This is a genomic window from Agrobacterium genomosp. 13 str. CFBP 6927 (assembly GCA_900012615.1).
In the GTDB taxonomy this organism is placed as follows: Bacteria; Pseudomonadota; Alphaproteobacteria; order Rhizobiales; family Rhizobiaceae; genus Agrobacterium.
The window spans coordinates 1,709,132-1,729,469 of sequence record LT009757.1 but is presented as its reverse complement, the minus strand read 5'-3'; the positions used below and the strand labels follow the sequence as shown (position 1 = coordinate 1,729,469).

General features: G+C 59.5%; 15 protein-coding genes. 7 read left to right on the top strand and 8 right to left on the bottom strand.

Annotated features, from left to right (window positions below; all coding sequences use genetic code 11):
* Positions 1–10: 10 nt before the first annotated feature.
* The 7 genes from AGR13A_RS22185 to AGR13A_RS22155 form a co-directional block, all read right to left on the bottom strand.
* On the bottom strand, positions 11–274 hold the full coding sequence (locus AGR13A_RS22185) for an acyl carrier protein (protein WP_035225903.1): 264 nt from the start codon (positions 272–274) through the stop codon (positions 11–13).
* On the bottom strand, positions 271–2,223 hold the full coding sequence (gene asnB / locus AGR13A_RS22180; protein WP_080839548.1) for an asparagine synthase (glutamine-hydrolyzing): 1,953 nt from the start codon (positions 2,221–2,223) through the stop codon (positions 271–273). The genes AGR13A_RS22185 and asnB overlap by 4 nt, the downstream gene beginning before the upstream one ends.
* Positions 2,223–3,347, bottom strand: a complete 1,125-nt coding sequence (locus tag AGR13A_RS22175; RefSeq protein WP_080839546.1) for a hypothetical protein — start codon at positions 3,345–3,347, stop codon at positions 2,223–2,225. Before AGR13A_RS22175 ends, asnB begins: the two co-directional genes overlap by 1 nt.
* Positions 3,348–3,587: 240 nt before the next feature.
* Positions 3,588–6,377, bottom strand: coding sequence for a bifunctional aconitate hydratase 2/2-methylisocitrate dehydratase (locus tag AGR13A_RS22170; protein ID WP_080839544.1), 2,790 nt, complete (start codon positions 6,375–6,377; stop codon positions 3,588–3,590).
* Between the two features lie 225 nt (positions 6,378–6,602).
* Positions 6,603–7,382 carry a siderophore-iron reductase FhuF gene (gene fhuF, locus AGR13A_RS22165; RefSeq protein ID WP_308400328.1) on the bottom strand — a complete coding sequence of 260 codons (780 nt, stop codon included), beginning with the start codon at positions 7,380–7,382 and terminating at the stop codon, positions 6,603–6,605.
* A complete protein-coding gene (locus AGR13A_RS22160) occupies positions 7,357–8,232 on the bottom strand; it encodes an ABC transporter substrate-binding protein (RefSeq protein WP_308400327.1) in 876 nt (291 codons plus the stop codon). Before AGR13A_RS22160 ends, fhuF begins: the two co-directional genes overlap by 26 nt.
* A complete protein-coding gene (locus AGR13A_RS22155) occupies positions 8,226–10,328 on the bottom strand; it encodes a TonB-dependent siderophore receptor (RefSeq protein WP_308400353.1) in 2,103 nt (700 codons plus the stop codon). Before AGR13A_RS22155 ends, AGR13A_RS22160 begins: the two co-directional genes overlap by 7 nt.
* Before the next feature lie 381 nt (positions 10,329–10,709).
* Here AGR13A_RS22155 and AGR13A_RS22150 point away from each other — a divergent pair, with 381 nt between their 5' ends.
* From AGR13A_RS22150 to AGR13A_RS22130, 5 genes are all read left to right on the top strand, one after another.
* Positions 10,710–11,456 (top strand): AraC family transcriptional regulator, encoded by a 747-nt coding sequence (locus tag AGR13A_RS22150; RefSeq protein ID WP_035225918.1) that lies wholly within the window; start codon positions 10,710–10,712, stop codon positions 11,454–11,456.
* A gap of 17 nt (positions 11,457–11,473) precedes the next feature.
* Complete coding sequence (locus AGR13A_RS22145) at positions 11,474–12,295, top strand: ABC transporter ATP-binding protein (RefSeq protein WP_080839535.1); 822 nt, start codon at positions 11,474–11,476, stop codon at positions 12,293–12,295.
* Positions 12,292–14,286, top strand: a complete 1,995-nt coding sequence (locus AGR13A_RS22140) for an iron ABC transporter permease (RefSeq protein WP_080839533.1) — start codon at positions 12,292–12,294, stop codon at positions 14,284–14,286. The genes AGR13A_RS22145 and AGR13A_RS22140 overlap by 4 nt, the downstream gene beginning before the upstream one ends.
* Before the next feature lie 137 nt (positions 14,287–14,423).
* Positions 14,424–16,058: a GMC family oxidoreductase gene (locus tag AGR13A_RS22135; protein ID WP_308400326.1), complete on the top strand. Its 1,635-nt coding sequence runs from the start codon at positions 14,424–14,426 to the stop codon at positions 16,056–16,058.
* 59 nt (positions 16,059–16,117) lie between these two features.
* Positions 16,118–16,801, top strand: a complete 684-nt coding sequence (locus AGR13A_RS22130) for a GntR family transcriptional regulator (protein WP_080839529.1) — start codon at positions 16,118–16,120, stop codon at positions 16,799–16,801.
* A gap of 4 nt (positions 16,802–16,805) precedes the next feature.
* Here the strand turns inward: AGR13A_RS22130 and AGR13A_RS22125 are convergent, their stop codons facing one another.
* Positions 16,806–18,302, bottom strand: a complete 1,497-nt coding sequence (locus tag AGR13A_RS22125; protein WP_035226035.1) for an aldehyde dehydrogenase — start codon at positions 18,300–18,302, stop codon at positions 16,806–16,808.
* A gap of 102 nt (positions 18,303–18,404) precedes the next feature.
* Between AGR13A_RS22125 and AGR13A_RS22120 the strand changes: the two genes are divergently transcribed.
* Both AGR13A_RS22120 and AGR13A_RS22115 read left to right on the top strand, forming a co-directional pair.
* Positions 18,405–19,268, top strand: a complete 864-nt coding sequence (locus AGR13A_RS22120; RefSeq protein ID WP_308400325.1) for a transketolase — start codon at positions 18,405–18,407, stop codon at positions 19,266–19,268.
* 1 nt (position 19,269) lies between these two features.
* The gene (locus tag AGR13A_RS22115) at positions 19,270–20,259 is read left to right on the top strand and encodes a transketolase family protein (RefSeq protein WP_080839527.1); all 990 of its coding nucleotides are present in this window, start codon (positions 19,270–19,272) and stop codon (positions 20,257–20,259) included.
* Positions 20,260–20,338: the final 79 nt, after the last annotated feature.

The window sequence follows — 20,338 nt, the reverse complement described above, 5'->3', positions numbered from 1 at the left end:
CCCGAAATTCTCAGACGGTCTGCTTGCGACCGATGAAGGCGGCGATGTTATCGATCGTGTCGAGATTGGCCGGCACGAGATCCGCATCGGCAACACGGATGCCATAACGTTCCTCGATGAAGCTTACCAATTCCAGAATCCCGGTGGAATCGACCATGTCATTGTCGATCAGCGAAAGATCGTCGCCAAACGGCCGGCTATCGTCACCGAACAGAAAGTTTTCGATAATGAAACCGCGAATTTCGGCTTTCGTGCCGGTGCTTTCAGTGGTCATTTGGAGCTTCCTTCAATATTTTGCGATGGTGTTGAGGAATTCGAAGCCGTGGCGGCATGTATGAGCTGTGTTGATAATATTCCGACGAAGGCAGCGTTGTCGCGAAAGCCGGTCGCCTGTTTTTGACGCACCTTGCCCTTAAGTTTTTCGACCGCCTGGGCGTTGAACAGGCCGGCTGCTTTGAGTTTATCGGCAGAAAGCACGGTGTCGAGATAGCCGGCATCCGCAAAGGCCTCCGCGTCCGGCGCGCGATAGGGCTGCTTGGGCCGATTGAGGATCGCATCGGGCACCAATTCGGCTGCTGCCCGTTTGAGGATGTATTTTTCCTTTAGACCGCGCAGTTTCGCTTCGGGCGGGAGCGCGGCGGCAAAGTCCACCACACGGGGATCAAGGAACGGAAACCGGCCCTCCACCCCATTGGCCATCATCACCCGGTCACCCTGGCTGGAAAGAATATAGCCGGGCAAAAGAAATGCGGTTTCGAGATATTGCGCCTGGTGCAGCGGATGCCAGCGGCGGAAATCTTCCGGCAATTGCGCGGCAAGGTCAGCCGCCGCATCATAATCACCCAACGCATCCCTCAATTCGGCGGAAAAGAAGATTTTCGCCGCCGCTGTCGAGCGCAGGCGGGGCCGGTGGGAAAACAGCGGTTCGTCGGAGGCTTCAGCGCCGAAGGAGAAGAAGCGGGCCAGATAATCCGGCGTCTGCTGTTTCAGCCCCGGCAGATAGGGATATAGCCGCTGGAACAGTTTCGGGCGGCGGGAGGATTGCGGCTGGCGGCTGCAAAACCGCCTTACACGCGCCTCGCGGAAAATGTCGTAGCCGGCGAACAGCTCGTCGGCGCCCTCGCCCGTCAGCACCACCTTCATGCCGCGTTCGCGCACAAGCCGGGAAAGCAGGTAAAGCGGCACCGGCGCGGTGCGAAGAACGGGCGTCTGCACATGGTCCATGACCTGCGGCATGTATTGCGCTATGTCCTCAGTCGAGCATTCCGTGGTCTCGGATGCGACGCCGAGATGCTGGCTCATCGCTTTCTGCCAGACACGTTCGTCGTGCTCCGCGCTTTCGAACGCAAGAGAAAAGGTGCGCAAGCCCTGGCGGACATTTTTTGCGGCGAGGGCCGAAACAAGGGAAGAGTCCAGCCCGCCCGACAGATAGGAGCCAACCGGCACGTCGGCGCGCAGCCGGATCCGCGTCGCGTCGGCCAGCAGCGCCGTCAATTCCTCCACCTGGGTTTCAAACTCTGCGGCCGGCGCCGCATCCTTGGCGTCAGGATAGGAAAGCTGCCACCAGCGCCGCTCGGTGGACACGCCGTCGCGGAGAACCATCATATGGCCGGGCGGCAACTCGTGGATACCGCGAAAGGCGGTGCGCGGCGGCACCGGAAACCAGAAGGTGAAAATCTGATCCAGCGCCACCGGATCGATTTCGGCCGTCATTCCCGGCAGAGCCAGAAGCGCCCCGATCTCGGATGCGAAATAGAACGTGCCCTGGTGCCATGTATAATAAAGCGGCCGCACACCCATCCGGTCGCGGGCAAGCACCAGCGTGTCGCTGCGGGCATCATGAAGGGCGAAGGCGAAATCACCGTTGAATTCGGTGAGGCAATCCAGGCCCTTCTCGCGATAAAGATGCAGGATGACTTCGGTGTCGGAATGTGTGCGGAAGGCATGGCCGCGCGCGGACAGCGTTTCGCGCAATTCGACATGGTTGAAGATTTCACCGTTAAAGGAGACGGCGAGCTCATCTTCCACCGTACGCATGGGTTGCGCGCCATCGGCGATGCCGACAATGGCCAGCCGGGCATGGGCAAGTCCGACATCCCCGCGCAGCAGGGTTCCATGCGCATCTGGACCGCGATGCCTGAGGCAAGACGCCATCAGCGCAAGGCGCTCGTTTGCGCGATCGGCCGGCATGTTATGTTTATAAAACCCGGCAATTCCGCACATTACTCGCCCGCCTGTCCGAAACTGTCGCCGATAAGGCGTGTCCAGCTTTCACCGGAAAAACCGTTGAAGAACGCTTTTCCATCCGTCGCGGCTTTGATGAGTTCCGCATCGCGGGAATGCACGATGGTCGATGCCGCGTGGAGAAACGAACATTTCCTGCCGATCATCGCCTGCAGAATTGCCGGCTGGGTGCGTCCCCTGATCGCGACGAGGCCACGCTCATAGGCGTTGCGGATCAGCCGGTCGATAACGATCTGCTCCTGCCCCGGCAGGGCCATGATCTGCAACGTCCGGCCAATTCCCTTCGGATTGCCGTGGTAGAGGAAAAGACCCACCGCCCTGCCGCCCCGGGCCCGCACGATCCGCTGCACCGGCTCACCATGCAGACGTTTGCGCCTGGCATGCTGGAGCATGGTCAGCAGGCCTTCCTCGCTCCATACCGGACGGAGCGAGAAGTGCCCGATGAGTTCGAGAGCCAGATGGGCGAATTCGGCATCACTCGCCTCTTCATCGGTAAAACTGTCCACCTTGTCCGGATGTGATGCATAATAGGACAAGGCGCGTCCGTGGCCGCGCGCCGAAATGGTCCGGTCGATCATCGTGCTGATGGGCGCCAGCGCGCGGAAAGCGCCTGAAATACGGGTCGCAGAAAGTTCCGTTGCGAATGAAGCCGGGCGCAATATCCGCAACCAGTCAAGACTGTAGGTGGAAAGCAGGTGGCCACGCATCGTCTTCCACATTTCGGTGGAAACGTCATTGATCGTCTCACCGAAGGTCAGCTCCTGCGGACCCGCCAGAACCTCGCGCAGCAAACGCGCGCCGGCAAAAGGATCAGTCTCGCGATCCTCGGCGACAAAGGAGGAGCAGACGACAGCCTGAATGTTCCGGTCGCCGAGTTCCATCATCATGGGCAATACGCCCAGAAATCCGGACACGCGCCCGTCATCGAGCACATGGACCTTGGAGCAGATATCCGGATTTGTGTTTGAACCGTCGAGGAAAAGCGCGCGCAGATATGAGGTCAGATCATCCGTCGCGGCGCCATCCTTCTTCCGTAAAACACGGTGAAACATGTCGGCCACGGACACAAGATCGTCCGCAATAAATGAACGTATCTGAGGCATGATCGACGCTTCTTGCCGGACAGGCGTTTAATCGAGAATAGTAATATCACTGCTATTCTGCCGCAGGCGTATTAATCAGAAGTTATGTGTCGCTGCAATTTCTCGTTGATCAGGGCATTTTGCAAATATTTGACAGTAATCAGAACCCTTCAAGGCAATGAATGGGAAGGATTAAGATGACTTTACAGTGCACCGCGAAGGCGAGGCCATCGCGGTGCACAATATTCAAAGGTCAGACCTTTAGTAATGGACGGACAGGGAATCGATTGGAGTAGTTTTCGGCGGCGCGAACTTTGTCAGGTCTATTCCGTCGACGGCGCTCAAGTACTCGTCCATGCTGGGCGTGCGGCCAAGGATCGCCGAAAGCACGACCACCGGTGTGGAAGCCAGCAACGATTCACCCTTCTTCTCGGCGGTGTCTTCAACAACGCGGCCCTGGAACAGGCGGGTGGAGGTGGCGAGAACCGTGTCACCCTTCTCCGCCTTTTCCTGGTTACCCATGCAAAGGTTGCAGCCCGGACGCTCGAGGTAGAGGATATTCTCATACTCGGTACGGTTGGTGGTCTTGGGCTTCAGATCATCGAACTCGAAGCCCGAATATTTCTGCAGGATTTCCCAATCACCTTCGGCCTTCAGCTCATCGATGATGTTATAGGTCGGGGCAGCGACGACCAGCGGCGCCTTGAACTCGACCTTGCCTTCGCTCTTCTCGATGTTCTTGAGCATTTGCGCGACGATCTTCATGTCGCCCTTGTGCACCATGCACGAGCCAACGAAGCCGAGGTCGACTTTCTTGGTGCCACCATAATACGAAACCGGGCGGATCGTGTCATGGGTATAGCGCCGCGATACATCGGCATTGTTCACGTCGGGGTCGGCGATCATCGGTTCGTCGATCACGTCCAGATCCACCACAACCTCGGCGAAATATTTCGCGTTGGCATCGGGCGTCAAAGCGGGTTTTTCGCCCGAGCGGATTTCGGCGATGCGCGCATCCGCCTTGGCGATCAGGCCCTTCAGCGTCCCGACGGCATTGTCCATGCCCTTGTCGATCATGATCTGAATGCGCGCCTTGGCGATTTCCAGAGACTCGATCAGCGTCTCGTCCTGCGAAATGCAGATCGAGGCCTTGGCCTTCATCTCAGCCGTCCAGTCGGTAAAGGTGAAGGCCTGGTCGGCGAGCAGGGTGCCGATGTGGACTTCGATGATACGTCCCTGGAAGACGTTGTCGCCACATTGCTTGAGCATCTGCGCCTGGGTGGCATGGACCACGTCGCGGAAGTCCATGTGCGGCCGCATCGTGCCCTTGAAGGTCACCTTGACCGATTGCGGGATCGGCATCGTTGCCTCGCCGGTGGCGAGCGCCAGCGCCACGGTGCCGGAGTCGGCGCCGAAGGCCACACCCTTGGACATGCGGGTATGGCTGTCGCCGCCGATGATGATCGCCCAGTCATCCACGGTGATGTCGTTCAGCACCTTGTGGATCACGTCCGTCATCGAATGATAGACGCCCTTCGGGTCGCGGGCGGTGATAACGCCGAAATTGTTCATGAAGGACATGAGTTTCGGAATGTTCACCTGGGCCTTCTTGTCCCAGACGGATGCGGTGTGGCAGCCCGACTGGTAGGCGCCATCCACGAGCGGCGAGATGACGGTGGCCGCCATCGCCTCAAGTTCCTGGGCGGTCATCAGGCCGGTCGTGTCCTGCGAACCGACGATGTTGACCGTCACGCGAACGTCCGAGCCCGCGTGCAGCACCTTGCCCGGGGTCACGCCGACGGCGTTGCGGTTGAAGATCTTCTCGACTGCGGTGAGACCCTGACCTTCGATCGAAATTTCCTTGTTCGGGGCAAAGACCGGAGTCGGTTCGACACCGAGGGTCTGGGCGGCAAATGTCTGGAGCTTCTTGCCGAAGACGATGGCGTAGGAGCTGCCGGCCTTCATGAACTCCATCTTCTGGGGCGTGAAGGCGGCGGCGACATCGACCAGTTCCTTGCCGTTCTCGTCGCACAGCTTCTTGTTCTTGGCATCGATCTTGAGGACGGTGCCGGTCTCGACCGAATATTTCTGCTCGAGGATCGGGTTACCATCATTGTTGAGGATCGGCTTGCCGTCTTCACCGGTCTTCTTCACCCAGTTCTTCAGGTTGATGCCGATACCGCCGGTGACGTCGACGGTGGTTGCGAAGATCGGCGAGATGCCGTTGGTGCCAGCGACGACGGGGGCGAAGTTGACGAAAGGCACATAGGGGCTGGCCTGTTTGCCGGTCCACAGCGCCACGTTGTTCACGCCGGACATGCGCGACGAGCCGACGCCCATCGTGCCCTTTTCGGCGATCATCATCACCCGCTTGTCCGGGTGCTGCTTTTGCAGCGCAACGATTTCCGCCTGCGCTTCAGGCGTGATCATACACTGACCGTGCAATTCGCGGTCCGAACGGGAATGCGCCTGGTTGCCGGGGGAGAGAAGGTCGGTCGAGATATCGCCTTCGGCGGCGATGAAGGTCACGACCTTGATCTCATCTTCGACATCCGGAAGCTTGGTGAAGAACTCGGCCTTCGCATAGCTTTCCAGAACGCCCTTCGCGACGGCATTGCCAGCCTTGAAGGCATCGCGCAGCCGGAACATGTCGGCGTCATAAAGGAAGACCTGCGTCTTCAGCACGTCACCGGCCTGCGTGGCGAGCGCAGCGTCATTGCCAAGGGCAACGTCCAGCAGCACTTCGACAGACGGGCCGCCCTTCATATGCGACAGCAATTCGAGGGCGAAAGTCGGCGTGATCTCGGGGACCACCACTTCAGCCAGAATAATCTGTTTCAGGAAGGCAGCCTTGACGCCCGCGGCGCTCGTGGTGCCGGGCAAGGTGTTGTAAATGAAGAATTTGAGGGCATCCGCCCGATGCTCGTTACCGGCATCCTTGATCAGTTCAATGATTTCGCCGGTCAGTCCGCCGTCATCGATCGGTTTGGGAGCTAGCCCTTGATTTTCTCTGCTTTTGATCTCAGCCAGGTAATCCAAGTAAAGGTTCATCGCAATCCCAACGTCATGAGGTGTATGGCGCCGAAACGCAGCGCCACCGCACCGTATTGTTAATAGGCACAGGGTCTTTTATCGGTTTCGAGTACGCCAACCGAGGCCGGATGACAAGATACCGTATTTCAGTAAAAAAGTGGTAGATCGGATTGAGCGCCCATCGGTTAAAAAATGAGCGCCGCATATCCTTCGCCAAGCAAGTGATCATAGAGGCTTCAAGCGTCAGTTCTGACTGGATTTACATCTCTCTGGAACGGGGCATGTAGCGCAATAATCGAGCGCATCCAGAAGATAGCGCACACAGCATACCCGGCGCCTGCGTTTGGGCTGGCCGCCTTCCACGGGATAGATAATAGGCCGAAAGAGCGGGTTACGCGCGCCGTCAGACAAAAGCTCTGTCTTGAGAATTTCGAAGGCGTGATCGAGGCCACTTGTTCTGGACTGCAAAAGCGCCTCGCAACTGCGTGCGGTTCCCTCGAACATGTTGCCGGCATTGCTCCACAGGACGTTCCGTGAAAGGCCGCTGGCATTGGCGATCGCATTCACGACCACGGACAGATTGTCCCTGATCAGAAAATCGAAGCGCTCTTCCGGCGACGCTGCAGCAACAGGCCGACCAAAAGACGAGAGGCGCACCGAAACGATGTCACCATCATCACTCACATCAAGGCCTATCTCATCCAGCGTGAGCGGCAGCCGCCAGTCGACCAGGATCGCCGCAGCGACCGCTGGCTTCACAATCGAAGCGAAATACCGTTTGGACCACTCACTTGCGACTGCTTCACGGAGCGGCTCGCGCCCATGTCGACGACCATAGTTCCTCAGTACGCTCTCGATGCGGCGCGGCTCCAGAAGCTCGGCAAGCAGAAGATCGCCGCGCCGTTTTCGCTGAAAAAATGAACGGGAACCGACGGGTGTCGATTGTTCAAAAAGGCAGCTCAGTATTTCTGTTCGCAGCATCAGCCGTCCAGCAATGTCAATCGAACTGGCTGGTAATCTCATCGACCAGCTTCTGCAATGATGCCGTTGAACCGAATGGCCAGGTCGTGGCACCTGTCACCATGACATTGCCCTGCGCAACGATCGGGAGAACCGGCCAGAGCGCGGCATTGCGAAGGTCATCCGGTATTGATTCCGACAGGATGAACAGGGTGCCCTGACCGTCAAGGGCGGCGAGCCCTTCAAGGTCGATCGTCGTGAAGCCGAATGGTTGCGGCGGCAGGTCCATGGCGGGGGCAAACCCTATCCTGTGCAGCAATCCCGCGATGGCCGAGTTGGGCGCGAATATCCGCAGACGCGGCACGCCCGGCAGGGGCTGAGCCACGATCAGCTTGCGCCCAGAAACCTTTCCGCCGAACCTGGCCTTCAAAATCTCCATGCTCTCGTCCAGCCGCGCCAGCAGTGCTGCAGCTTCACTCTCCCGCGCAAGTGCGGCGCCAGCCTGAGTGACACTGCGATAGACGCCCGCCAGCATGTCGCCATCGGCAGCCTGATCATCGATCAGATGGGTCGGCGCGATATCGCCAAGCGCTGAAGCGAGTGATGCGTGGCGGAAACGGGAAGACAGGATGAGATCGGGCTGCAGCTTGCGAATGGCTTCAAGGCTCGGCTGCTGCCGCCGTCCGACATCGACAACATCACCAAGCCGGTCGTTATCGACATCCACCCAGGTGCGATAACCGGAAGGTTCTGCACATCCAACCGGTGAAATTCCAAGGGAGAGCGCAATTTCGGTCGAAGTCCATTCAAGCGTAACGATACGTTTGGGCACAGGCGCTGCAAACGATTTCGGCGTGGTGGCCAGAGCCACCACGCCGGTTACGAAAGATCGTCTTCGAATTGCTGTCACCATTTCACACTCACCGTGCCGACCACGGTCAATCCCTGACCGTAATAGCACTGCGTGGTCGTGTTGCAGCCGGCGACATAGGTCTTGTCGCCAAGATTATAACCATTGAGCTGGAAAGAATAGCGATCATGCTCATATCGGGCAAACGCATCCACCAATGTGTAGCCCGGCACGAAGAATGAATTCGCCGTATCCCCGGCCGTCTTGCCGACGTGACGGGCGCCGACGCCCAGGGTCAGCTTCCCGTCCCAGGCATCCGGCATCGGGACATCATAGCTGACGAAAAGCGACTGCTGCTGCTTCGGAACCGTATATGGCATCTTGCCAACCTGGGTTGCAGTCTCGCTCCGGGTAACTTCCGGGTCCTGCCAGCTGGCCGCAGCCGTCAGATTAACGCGATCCCAGAGTGTCGCGTTGGCTTCGAGCTCAATGCCGCGGACACGCACTTCGTCGGTCTGGTAATAAACGCCCGCAATGCGGTTCACCACATTTTGCTGGGTTGCCTCGAAACCGGAAAGCGTGAGGCTGAAGTCTTCGCCCTCAGGCGCGTATTTGACGCCCACTTCCTTCAACTCTCCGGTCGTCGGCTTGAGCGGATCCGCTGCGAGTGTCAGAACAGGAGCAAATGAGGTGGAATAGACGGCGTAGGGAATGATGCCATTGTCGAAGACATAGGCAGCCCCTACCCTGCCGGTAAAGGCGCTGTGATTTCGCCTGTACTGTGTGGTGATGCCGCTGGAGAGCGCCGTGCTGTCGGAATCGTTGTCCACGTAATCCTGACGTCCGCCGGCTGTCAGCCTGAAGCCGCCGATCTCGATCTGATCCTGAAGATAGATGCCGATCTGACGCTGTGTCTGGTCGAGGCGCGTCGTCAATGTCGCCGGGGTGACGCCGATATTGTAGGTCGGGTTGAAAAGATCAAGTGTCGGACCCGCCCGGGAACCGGTGTCGTTGACCAGGTTCTGCCATTGCAGGTCGACACCGCCAAGCAGGGTGTGGCTGACCGCGCCGGTATCGAACTTATATTCGAGATTGGTATCGAGTGCGGCAGCATTGAGTGTCGGTTGCGCATTGTAAACCAGGCGGGAAAGCGTGCGCTGATTGGCGGCGAGACCGTTGCCGAACAGGTTCTGGTAGTTCACGTCGAGATAGGAATAACGGAAATTCTGCCGCAGCACGAGATCATCGCTGAAAGCATGTTCGAAACGATAGCCGACATAGGCCGTTTCCTTGTCGTAGATCGCAAGCGAAGGATCACCATCGGAGAAATTGCGGGGTATCGTCAGTCCAAGCCTGTTCGGATAGACACTGCCTGCAGCCGGAATGAGCGACGGCACCTGGCCGGCATCATCCTTCATATAGGCGCCATATACCGTCAGGCTGGTATCCTCATCCGGCGACCACTTTACGGTGGGGCTGATGGCGACACGGTCGTTCTTGCCGAAATCGTTCATGGCGTCGCTGTCACGCAGAACACCCTCCAACCGGTAGCTGAGCCCGGAACCAGTACCGATAGGACCGGTCGCGTCAAAACCGATCTCTTTCTGATTATAGCTGCCGAAACGCGTGTAGAGTTCGCCGCCGGCAACGTCTTTCGGGTCCTTGCTGATCATGTTGACGACGCCGCCAACATTTGTCTGGCCGAATAGCGCCGAACTCGGTCCGCGCAGGACCTCCACACGGTTCAGAAAATACGGCTCCACACGAAAGCCCGCATAACCGCCGGTCTGGTTGGCGATCTGCGGCACCCTCAGCCCATCGAGGTAAAGATCGGCGGCAAAACCGCGAATGGTAAAATAGTCAGAGCGCGGATCATTGCCGTAACGCTGACCGTTGACGTTAGAACTGTAGAGCAGGCTGTCCGCCACGGTCTGCACGGCACGATCGGTCATGGCACCACGCGTAATGACGGAGACGGACTGCGGCGTTTCGGCGACGGGCGTGGAGGTTTTCGTGGCGGAAGCGGAATCCCGGGCGACATAGCCGCGCTGCTCGACACGTGCCCCCTTGGCAGCGGCTTTTCCCTGTAGCACGATGGTTTCAAGTTGCGTGGAGCCGTTGGCCTCCTGCGCAATCGCCACTCCCTGGCCTGCGATCACGCCCAATGCAACGCCCGACGTCAAAATCAGAAACCGCGCGCGTCTGGGCAGGAAATCAGATGGCTTGCGCGTTGTGAGGCGGGAATTTTGCATTATGGGGAACCTGTGATGTGAGGACTGCCGGGGCGGGTAAAGACCTCGGAGTTTCCGCCATAAAGCTCTATCCCGCCGCATTCGGCCGCTTAACTAGACTTTTTTTATCATCATTGTCAGGTCAAACTTGATCGCAAACGGGCCATTAAATGGCCCGAATGATCGAAATACGCAAATCAACCCATAACCGGGCCATCTTTTCCTTTTGAAAAAACAGATGCGTGCGGCTATTGCTCCGTTCATGACAATGCCCACCAGGTTTCTGGTCCGGCTGCATTGGGAGATACGATGAAACAGCCGCAAAAGGCCGTGGACCTTCAAAACGTGCCAAGGCCCGTCGCGGCAATGGCGCGCATATATGAAAAGAGCGTCGATTTCGGCTGGCACAGCCATCGGCGCGGCCAACTGCTGCAAATTGTCGACGGTTTCATGACCGCTCGCACCCCCGATACCTCATTCATCATTCCGAGTGGATATGGCCTGCTCATCACCCCCGACATTCCCCATGCGGTGAGGTCCCATGGACGTGTCTCCATGCAGTCGCTTTATATCGAGCCCGAACCCGGCCTGACATTACGCTGGGAGCCGACACGCGTCATCTCCACATCCGTTCTCCTGTCCGCAGCGGTTGGATCCTTTCTCGAACAACCGACGCTTTATGACGAAAATGGTCGCGGCGGGCATCTGGCCGCCCTGATCCTCGAAGAGATTGCCGATGCGCAGGAGGGTCCCTTCGCACTTCCCATGCCGAGCGACAAACGCCTGCAGCGCCTGTGCCGGGACCTGTCCGAAACGCCGGCGATCGACCTCGATATCGACCACTGGGCCGACAATCTCGGTATGAGCCGCAGGACCATGACCCGAAAATTCCGCACTCAGACCGGCATGAGTTTTGCCGAGTGGCGCCGCCGGCTGCGCATGGCGCATGTGATGCGCAGGCAGGCAGAAGGAGCACGGCTGGAGGAAGCGGCAGCGGATGTCGGTTATCGCAGCCTGTCATCACTACGGAAGGCCATGCGCGAGGTTGCGGTTTGAACAGGACCCAAGCTGATATGCCCGCTGCGCAAGCGCGCGGTTTGAGTGTCGCCTACGATCAGGCCTATGCTCTACGCAACGTCGACATTCAGGCGCAGACGGGGCGCGTCACCGTCATTTGCGGGGCGAACGGTTCCGGAAAAAGTACACTCCTCAAATGCCTCGCCGGGCTGGAAGTGCCGACGGACGGCAAGGTGCTGCTCCTGGGGCGAGAGCTATCGGAATTGCGCCGCCGTGATATTGCCCGACAGGTCGCCGTCATGGGGCAATCGCCCGAAATTCCGGTCGGTCTCACGGTCGAAGAACTGGTCGAGCAGGGTCGGTATCCACACCGCCCCTGGCTTGGGCGCCTTTCAGCCACTGACCGCGACATCATCGACAGCGCCATCCAGAGGGTCGAGCTGCAGCACCTGCGCGCACGCCAGCTCGCAACATTGTCCGGAGGCGAAAGGCAGCGTGCCTGGGTCGCCATGGCGCTGGCCCAGCAACCGAACGTGCTTTTTCTGGACGAACCGACCAGTTTTCTCGACATGCGCCATCAGGCCGAACTGCTGACATTGTTGAGACAGCTCAACCGGACGGAAGGCCTGACGATCATCGCCGTGCTTCATGATCTCAATCAGGTCATGGATATCGCAGATGACGTGATATTGATGCGCAAGGGTGAAGTGCTGGCGACGGGTCCCGCAAGGCAGGTGCTGACAGCCGACCTGCTGGAAGCGGCTTTTAGCTGCAAGGTCGACCTCGTGGCGCATCCCGGCGGCGCCGACCGTGCCTATTGCCTGATCGACTGGATCGGCGCAGCCGGCAGGCCGCGCGACCATCAGGTCTCCGAATGAAAATGCCGCTGCCGTCCATCGGCTCGAACCGTCTCACACCGACGCCCCTTTTACCCCTTGGCCTTCTGCTTCTGTTCGTACTGGCAGCACTGGATATGCGGCTGGGAAGCAAGCTGATCGGCTGGCACGACATATTTGCCTTCCCGACACGCCCTACCACGCTCGCCCAGGCCATTCTGGAGACGAGCCGCGCCCCGAGAGTGGTAGCGGCGATCCTGACGGGAGCCGCGCTGGCCGTGGCGGGCTCGGTTTTGCAAAGCGTGCTCAGAAATCCTCTGGCTGCGCCGGATATTCTGTCCGTCACCAGCGGCGCCCAGCTCGTTTTGGTCATATCCACATTGTTGTTGCCGATAGCCATGCCGCCGATCATGGCAACGACATTGGGCGGTCTGGCAGGAGCCGCGGCCTGCATCGCGCTCGCCGGCGGGTTCCGCGCTCCGCCGGGGCGGCTGGCTCTCGCGGGCGTTGCGATTTCCCTCTGCTTTGCCGCAGTCTCTTCCGCAATCGTCCTTCTCGCCGACGACAGGGCTTCCGGTCTGGTGCTCTGGTCTTCCGGTATTCTCGACCAGACCGGATGGTCGAAAGTCATGGTCGCCGGTCCGGCCATTCTTTTATCTTTTCTGGCGCTGATGCTGATCGCGCGGCCGCTCGACCTGCTCGGCCTCGGCGATCAGGCATCAGCCAGTCTCGGCCTGACACGAAGCGTGACGTTGTCCGGTATTTTTGCCGGCATCCTGTTGTCCGGCGCTGCGGTTACACTCGCAGGCCCGATTGGTTTCATAGGGCTCGCGATCCCGAACATTCTTCGCGCGCTTGGCATCATCAGGCACCGCTTTCATCTGCCGCTATCGCTGATCTGGGGGGCCAATACCCTGCTCCTTGCCGATGTCATTGCGCAGCTTTTCGGCACCAACGGCACCATTGTCCCGACAGGCGTTGTCGTCGCCTGTCTTGGCGCGCCGGTCATGCTGCTCCTGCTGCGGACTTCGAGATTGGGGGCGGAGCGCCGTATCGGCTCGCCTTCGGCGCTACGGCTGCCTTCCATTCCCCTGCTGGTCACTATTTTGACGGTAATTTCGCTGGCTGGTATCGGCGCTGCGCTGGCGATTGGCGATGGCGTCTCCCTCTCGATGACGGACATTGCCGCGAACCTCGACATTCGCGCACCGCGGTTACTTGTGGCGCTTGGTTGCGGCGCCCTGCTAGCAGCAGCCGGTACGGTCTTACAGGCCGTCACGCGCAATCCGCTTTGCAGCCCCGAAACACTCGGCCTCACGCAGGGGGCCGCCCTGTTCAGCCTTGTCGGGCTTTTATCCGGCCTCATACCCGGAACGCTGATTTTCCAGGCGGTGACGTTTATAGGCGCTCTAGCCGCCGTTCTCCTTCTGCGGTTTTTCGGGCCCAAAAATGCGCCGGAAAGACTCATTCTGGCTGGCGTTGCCATCGCCGCGAGTTTCGGTGCAGCCGGCACCATCGTCGTTGTCGAAGCCCGGTTGCAGACGGCACAGGCCCTGTCCTGGCTGACAGGCTCGACCCATGGGCGCGGTTATGCCGACGTTCTTATCCTTTTTCCGTGGGTGATTATTTTGATGGCGATTGGCATCCTGTGCAGCCGCCATCTGGATACGCTCTCGCTGGGGGATGAAAAATCGCGCTCGCTCGGTATGGTGACCGGCAGGGCGAGAACATTGGCCATTCTCTATTCCGCCTGCGTTGTGGCGATTGCCGTTTCCTCCATCGGCGCTGTCAGCTTCGTCGGCCTTCTCTCCCCTCACGCCGCAAGGCTCCTGGTCGGGTCGCGACATGCACGCAGCCTGCCAGCAGCGATGGCACTCGGTGCGCTGCTGATGATTTTCGCAGATCTTGCAGGACGAAGCATCATCGCTCCTCTTGAACTACCGGCGGGCATCGTCACCGCAGTCATCGGCGCACCGGTTTTCCTGCTTCTGTTGCGCCCAAAGACACTGAGGACAAGGGCGCAGGGCGCTTAGTCTCCGAATGAGGAGTTGGGCTCATCCCCCAAAACGTGATCCGCGCCCGTCGCCGTGGAGACCAGCCATCCAATAATTTTCCTGATCCGCTCGCCCATTCTCCCGATTGACGCAGGCTTACGTCCAAAATAAGATATATGATATATTTTTATTGGAGGAAGAAGCGAATGGTCGATTATATTGTTGTGGGAGGTGGGTCCGCAGGGAGTGCTCTGGCAGGGCGACTGGCAATGGCCGATGCCGGAAAGGTGCTTGTAATCGAGGCCGGTCCGCGCGACAGCAATCCGCTCATTCACATCCCCGCCGGCTTCGTGAAGCTGCTGGATAGCGATCTGCTCTATCACTACAAGACGGTGCAGCAGGCAGCCTTGAACGGCCGTGCGCCGGTCATGCCGCAGGGTGCAGTCCTTGGCGGCGGCGGGTCGGTCAACGCCGCCATCTATGTCCGCGGCCAACGCCGCGACTATGACGACTGGGCGCGTCTTGGCGCTGACGGCTGGAGCTATGGTGACGTGCTCCCCTATTTCCGCCGCGCCGAAGACAATGACAGGCTCTCCGACGCCTATCACGGAACCGGCGGCCCGCTTGGCGTCTCCGACCTCAGGCAGGTGAATGACTTAACGCGTGCCTTCGTGCGCAGCGCGCAAGAGGCGGGCATCCCCTTCACCCCGGATTTCAACGGCCTGCGACAGCGTGGCGTCGGCTTCAACCAGACCACAACGCGCAACGGGCGACGCTGCAGCGCGGCGGTCGGTTATCTTCGTCCCGCCATGAAGTCCGGCAATCTGGAGATCCGCACCGGTTGCCTTGTGACGCGCATTCTCTTTGAAGGGGACCGCGCAACGGGCGTCGAATATGTTCGCAACGGTAAATTGGAAACTGTTCAGGCCGACAAGGAAGTCATCCTGTCGGGCGGCGCGGTGCAGACGCCAAAGCTTCTGATGTTGTCAGGGATCGGCCCCGAGGCGGAGCTTCGCCAACATGGCATCACCGTCCGGCACCGGCTGGAAGGGGTCGGCCAGAACCTGCAGGATCATCTCGAATTCCCCGCCATCCGCTTTTGTACCGGCCGCTATGGCTACTACGGAGAGGATAGCTTCCTGCGCTCCATCCGCAACGGTTTGCAATATTTGCTCTTCAAGTCCGGCCCGGTCATGTCGAACGTTACCGAGGCCTGCGCCTTCGTTAATGTGGACGACATGGAGGCCGAGCCGAACGTCCAGATGCATTTCGTACCGATCGTCTTCATGGACAGCGACCAGCAACCGATCAAGCGCGCCGGCGCAACGGTGAACCCCTGCGTGCTGCGTCCTGAAAGCCGTGGTGAAATCCGCCTGAAATCCACCAACCCGGCGGACCATCCCATCGTCGACCCGCGTTACCTGACAGCCCCGGAGGATATGCGTCTCTCCGTAAAGGCACTGAAGCTCGCCCGGGAAATCCTGGCGCAGCCTTCCTTTGCAGGTTATGTGGAGAAAACAGAGGCCTATCCCGGACAGGCGGTCGCGGACGAAGCGGCGCTCGAAACCTATATCCGCTCGAAAGGCAAGACGGTCTACCATCCCGTCGGCACCTGCCGCATGGGCAATGACGAGATGGCGGTGGTCGATCCGCAACTACGCGTTCACGGCCTTCGCAATCTACGCATTGTGGACAACTCCGTCATGCCGACGCTCATTTCGGGCAATACCAACGCAACGGCTATAATGATCGGCGAGAAAGCGTCAGATATGATACGCGGCCTCACGCCACTTGCACCCTCAAACGCGTGATGCGCATTATGCGTTGACTTGTCGAATCTCATGATCAAAGAAACGCCACGGGCCCTTAGATGAACCAGCTGCAAAAAATCAACAAAGGCAACCTTTCCGAGCAGGTTTACGGCACGATCCGTTCCTCGCTCATGGATGGGCGTTACGAGCCGGGTGAACGGCTGACAATCGCAAGCCTGGCCGAGCAGCTCGGTGTATCGATAACGCCGGTCCGCGAGGCGATCTTCCGGCTCGTGACCGAGCGCGCGCTGGAGATGAGGGCGGCAACCTCGATCCAGGTGAGAAGCCTGACGCCCTCGGAATTGCGTGAGATACAACTCATACGCCATCATCTCGAAGGCGAGGCGGCCGCCCAGGCGGCCGTCAAGATTTCGAAAAAAGAACTCGCGGCTCTCGAAGCTCTGCAGGGGGATTTTACCAACGCGGCAGCCAGCGACCCGCTGGAAGCCTCCCGCGTCAACCGCGAGTTCCATTTCAAGCTTGCTGAAGCAGCACAAATGCCAATGCTTTATGCAACGATCGAGGGCATGTGGGCGCAGATGGGACCGCTCATCCACCTGTACCATCTCAACACACCAACCCGTATCCTGGCGAGTGGCGACCACGGCCACTATGATGTGCTGCGTGCCCTTACCCTCCGCGACCCAGAAGGATGCCGAAAGGCGATCCAGGCCGACATCGGCGTTGGCGTCGTAATGGTCGAATGGCTGGAAGCAAAGGGGGCGGCCGAAGCCGCCCCCTGATCTTTCAAAGCTCTATCCACGTCGTCTTCAGCTCAGTATATTTGTCGATTGCGTGCAGCGACTTGTCGCGTCCATTGCCGGATTGCTTGAACCCGCCAAACGGCACCGTCGTATCACCGTGATCATAGCAATTGACCCAGACCGTGCCTGCCCGAAGCTTGCGGGCCATGCGATGAGCGCGGGAAAGGTCGCGCGTCCAGACGGCTGCGGCCAGCCCATAGGGACTGTCATTGGCGACGCGGACGGCCTCCTCGTCATCCTCAACCGTAATGGTCGACAATACGGGGCCGAAAATTTCTTCCCGTGCGATTGTCATGTCATTGCGAACATCCGCAAAGATCGTCGGATTGACGTAATAGCCGTCCGGCGTATCAGTTGGACGGTCACCGCCGAGCACCAGCCGCGCGCCTTCCGCCTTGCCCTTTTCGATGTAGCTTTCAACACGGTCGCGATGGCTGCTTTCGACAAGGGCGCCAAGCTTGGTCGCCGGATCCAGCGGATCGCCCGGACGGATCGACCGGGCGGTATTGACGACGATGTCGAGAAATTGCTCCTGGATGCGTCTGGAAAGGATCAGCCGTGATGGCGCAACGCAGACTTCGCCCTGGTTGAAGCAGATCGCCGTCGCCGCCCGCTCGGCCGCGACACGCAATTCGGGCACATCATCGAGAATGATGTTGGGCGACTTTCCGCCGCATTCCAGGAAAACACGCTTCATGTTGGACTGACCGGCATATTGCAGGAACAGTTTTCCCACTTCGCCGGAGCCGGTGAAGGCAAGGCAGTCAACATCCATATGCAGGCCGAGCGCCTTGCCAGCTGTCGGGCCGAAACCAGGCACAACATTAAAGACGCCGTCCGGAATACCGGCTTCCGCCGCAAGCTCCGCCAGCCGCAGCGCTGTCAACGGAGATTGTTCCGCAGGCTTCAGGACGACGGAGTTGCCCATGGCAAGCGCCGGCGCGAATTTCCACGTCGCCATCAGCATGGGGAAGTTCCAGGGCACGACCGCGCCGACGACGCCGATCGGTTCGCGTGTGATCATGGCAAGCTGGCCGGGACCGGTGGGCGCGATCTCGTCATAGAGCTTGTCCGGGCACTCGGCATACCATTGCAACGTATCCAGCACGACGTTGACATCGATATTGCGGCTCTCGGAAATCGGCTTTCCCATGTCGAGCGTTTCAAGCACCGCAAGCTCATCCATGTGCTTTTCCAACAGCGCCGCAAAGCGCTGAAGCACTTTCTTGCGCTCCTTTGGTGACCGGTCGCGCCAGACGCCTGCCTCGAAAGCCCGGCGCGCAGCCGCAACGGCGCGGTCCACATCTTCCCTGTCGCAGGCTGCAACGCGCGCGATGACCGTGCCGTCGCGAGGCGAGATATCGTCAAACGTCTCTCCCGAAGCGGCGTCGGTAAAACGACCGTCTATGAAGGCCTGCCCCCTGATGGTGATCCGGTTGCGGATGGCAGTCACGTCCGACTGCGTCAGTGCAAGATTCACGTTATCCTCCATTTTTGTTCGTGACATATATCATATATCATGTTATCTCGCATCATCGCAAGCAGTTGTTGCCGACCCTTTGGCAAATTGGAGGAGGAGCGCGTGGCGCAGCCCATCAGAAACGATTTTCGTCCCACCGAAACCGAGATAGCGCATCTGAGAGACCGCGCGCAGTTCGTGCGGCTGGAGACCATCCGGCTTATCGAAATTGCCAAGGTGGGCCACTACACCTCGGTATTTTCCGCAGCCGAGATTTTCGCAGCGCTCTACTATGACGTGATGCGGCTTTCGCCCGATCCCAAATGGCCGGATCGCGACCGCTTCCTGATGGGCAAGGGTCATGCGGCGGTGGGGCTGTTCCCCATTCTTGCCGAGCTTGGCTACATTCCGACGGAGGTGCTGAACGGCTACACCCGCCTCGGCAATCCGCTCGGTGACCATCCCGACATGCGCAAGGTGCCGGGCGTCGATTTTTCCTCCGGATCCATCGGACACGCCTTGTCCAACGGTCTCGGCATGGCGCTGAACGGACGCCGCCAGGGCCGCGACTTCACAACATTCGTCATGCTCGGCGATGGTGAGATGCAGGAAGGCCAGGTTTGGGAAGCAGCCATCGGCGCGGCCCATCACAAGCTGTCGCGGCTGGTCGCAATCGTTGACCGCAACGGCTACCAGCTCGACGGCGCCGTTGATGACGTGATGGGTATCGAGCCGCTGGATGAGAAATGGCGCGCCTTCGGCTGGGAAGTGCATATCGTCGATGGCCATGACATTGCGGAGCTGACCGCGCTCCTGCGTCGCGTCAAAGCCGACAACACCCGCGAAAAGCCATGCTGCATCATCGCGCGCACGCTCAAGGGCAAGGGCGTCTCCTACATGGAGACCGAACCCGGCTGGCACCTCGGCTACCTCGATCCATCCGATGCGGAAGCCGCACGTCAAGAAATTCTTTCCAAGGTAATTTGAGATGAGCACTGTCAATCTGCGGCCAAATTCGCCGAATTCGTGGCACTACCGCGAACTGAACATGAAGAACCCCGGCCTGGACCATCTGTCCAACGGGCTGATCTCGCTTGTCGAGGCAGGCCGCGACATCGTCGCGGGCTCCGCGGACCTTCAATACTCCAACGGGCTCAACCGCTTTGCCGCCCGCTTCCCGGACCGTTACTTCAGCTTCGGTATTTCCGAACAAAACATGGTATCGGCCGCCGCCGGCATCGCGACAACGGGCACGATGCCCTATGTCGCAACCTTTGCTTCCTTTCTCGGCCTGCTCACCTGCGAGCAGATCCGTATGGATGTCGCCTATTGCGCCCTGCCCGTTCGGCTGATCGGACACCATACCGGCATCTCCATGGGTTTCTACGGCACGTCACATCACGCGACGGAAGATATCGGCACCATGCGTTCGATCGCCGACCTGACGATCGTTTCGCCGGCCGATGGCCCGCAGTTTGAAGCGGCAATTCGCGCTTCGGCCGACCATGATCGCCCGATCTACTTCCGCACGGGACGCGGACGCGAGCCCGATCTCTACGATCCCAAAAGCGATTTCATTTTCGGCAAGGCGATCGAACATGCTGTCGGCGAAGAACTGACGATCATTGCCTGCGGCCTTCCCGTCCATCCATCGGTGCAGGTCGCCCGGAAACTCAAGGCGGAAGGCCGTAGTATCGGCGTCATCGACATGGCGACGGTCAAGCCGATCGATCGCGATGCCATCCTTGCGGCTGCTGCCCGTTCGAAGGTCATCCTGACGATCGAAGAGCACAATATCCTCGGTGGCCTCGGTGCCGCCGTTGCCGAGGTTCTTGCCGAAGAAGGCAGCCCCGCAAGGCTTGTGCGCCACGGTATCCGCGATGAATACGCGCTGATTGCGCCGCCGACGCATCTCTACGCCCACTACCGGCTCGACCAGACCGGCATCGAAACGGTTGTCCGCGAAATCATTCGCTGACAGGCCCCGTCGTGCGCAGGGAGGCGCACGACTTCCGCTCGCAGGAGCGACAAATGCATAGAACTTCAACAGAGGGAGT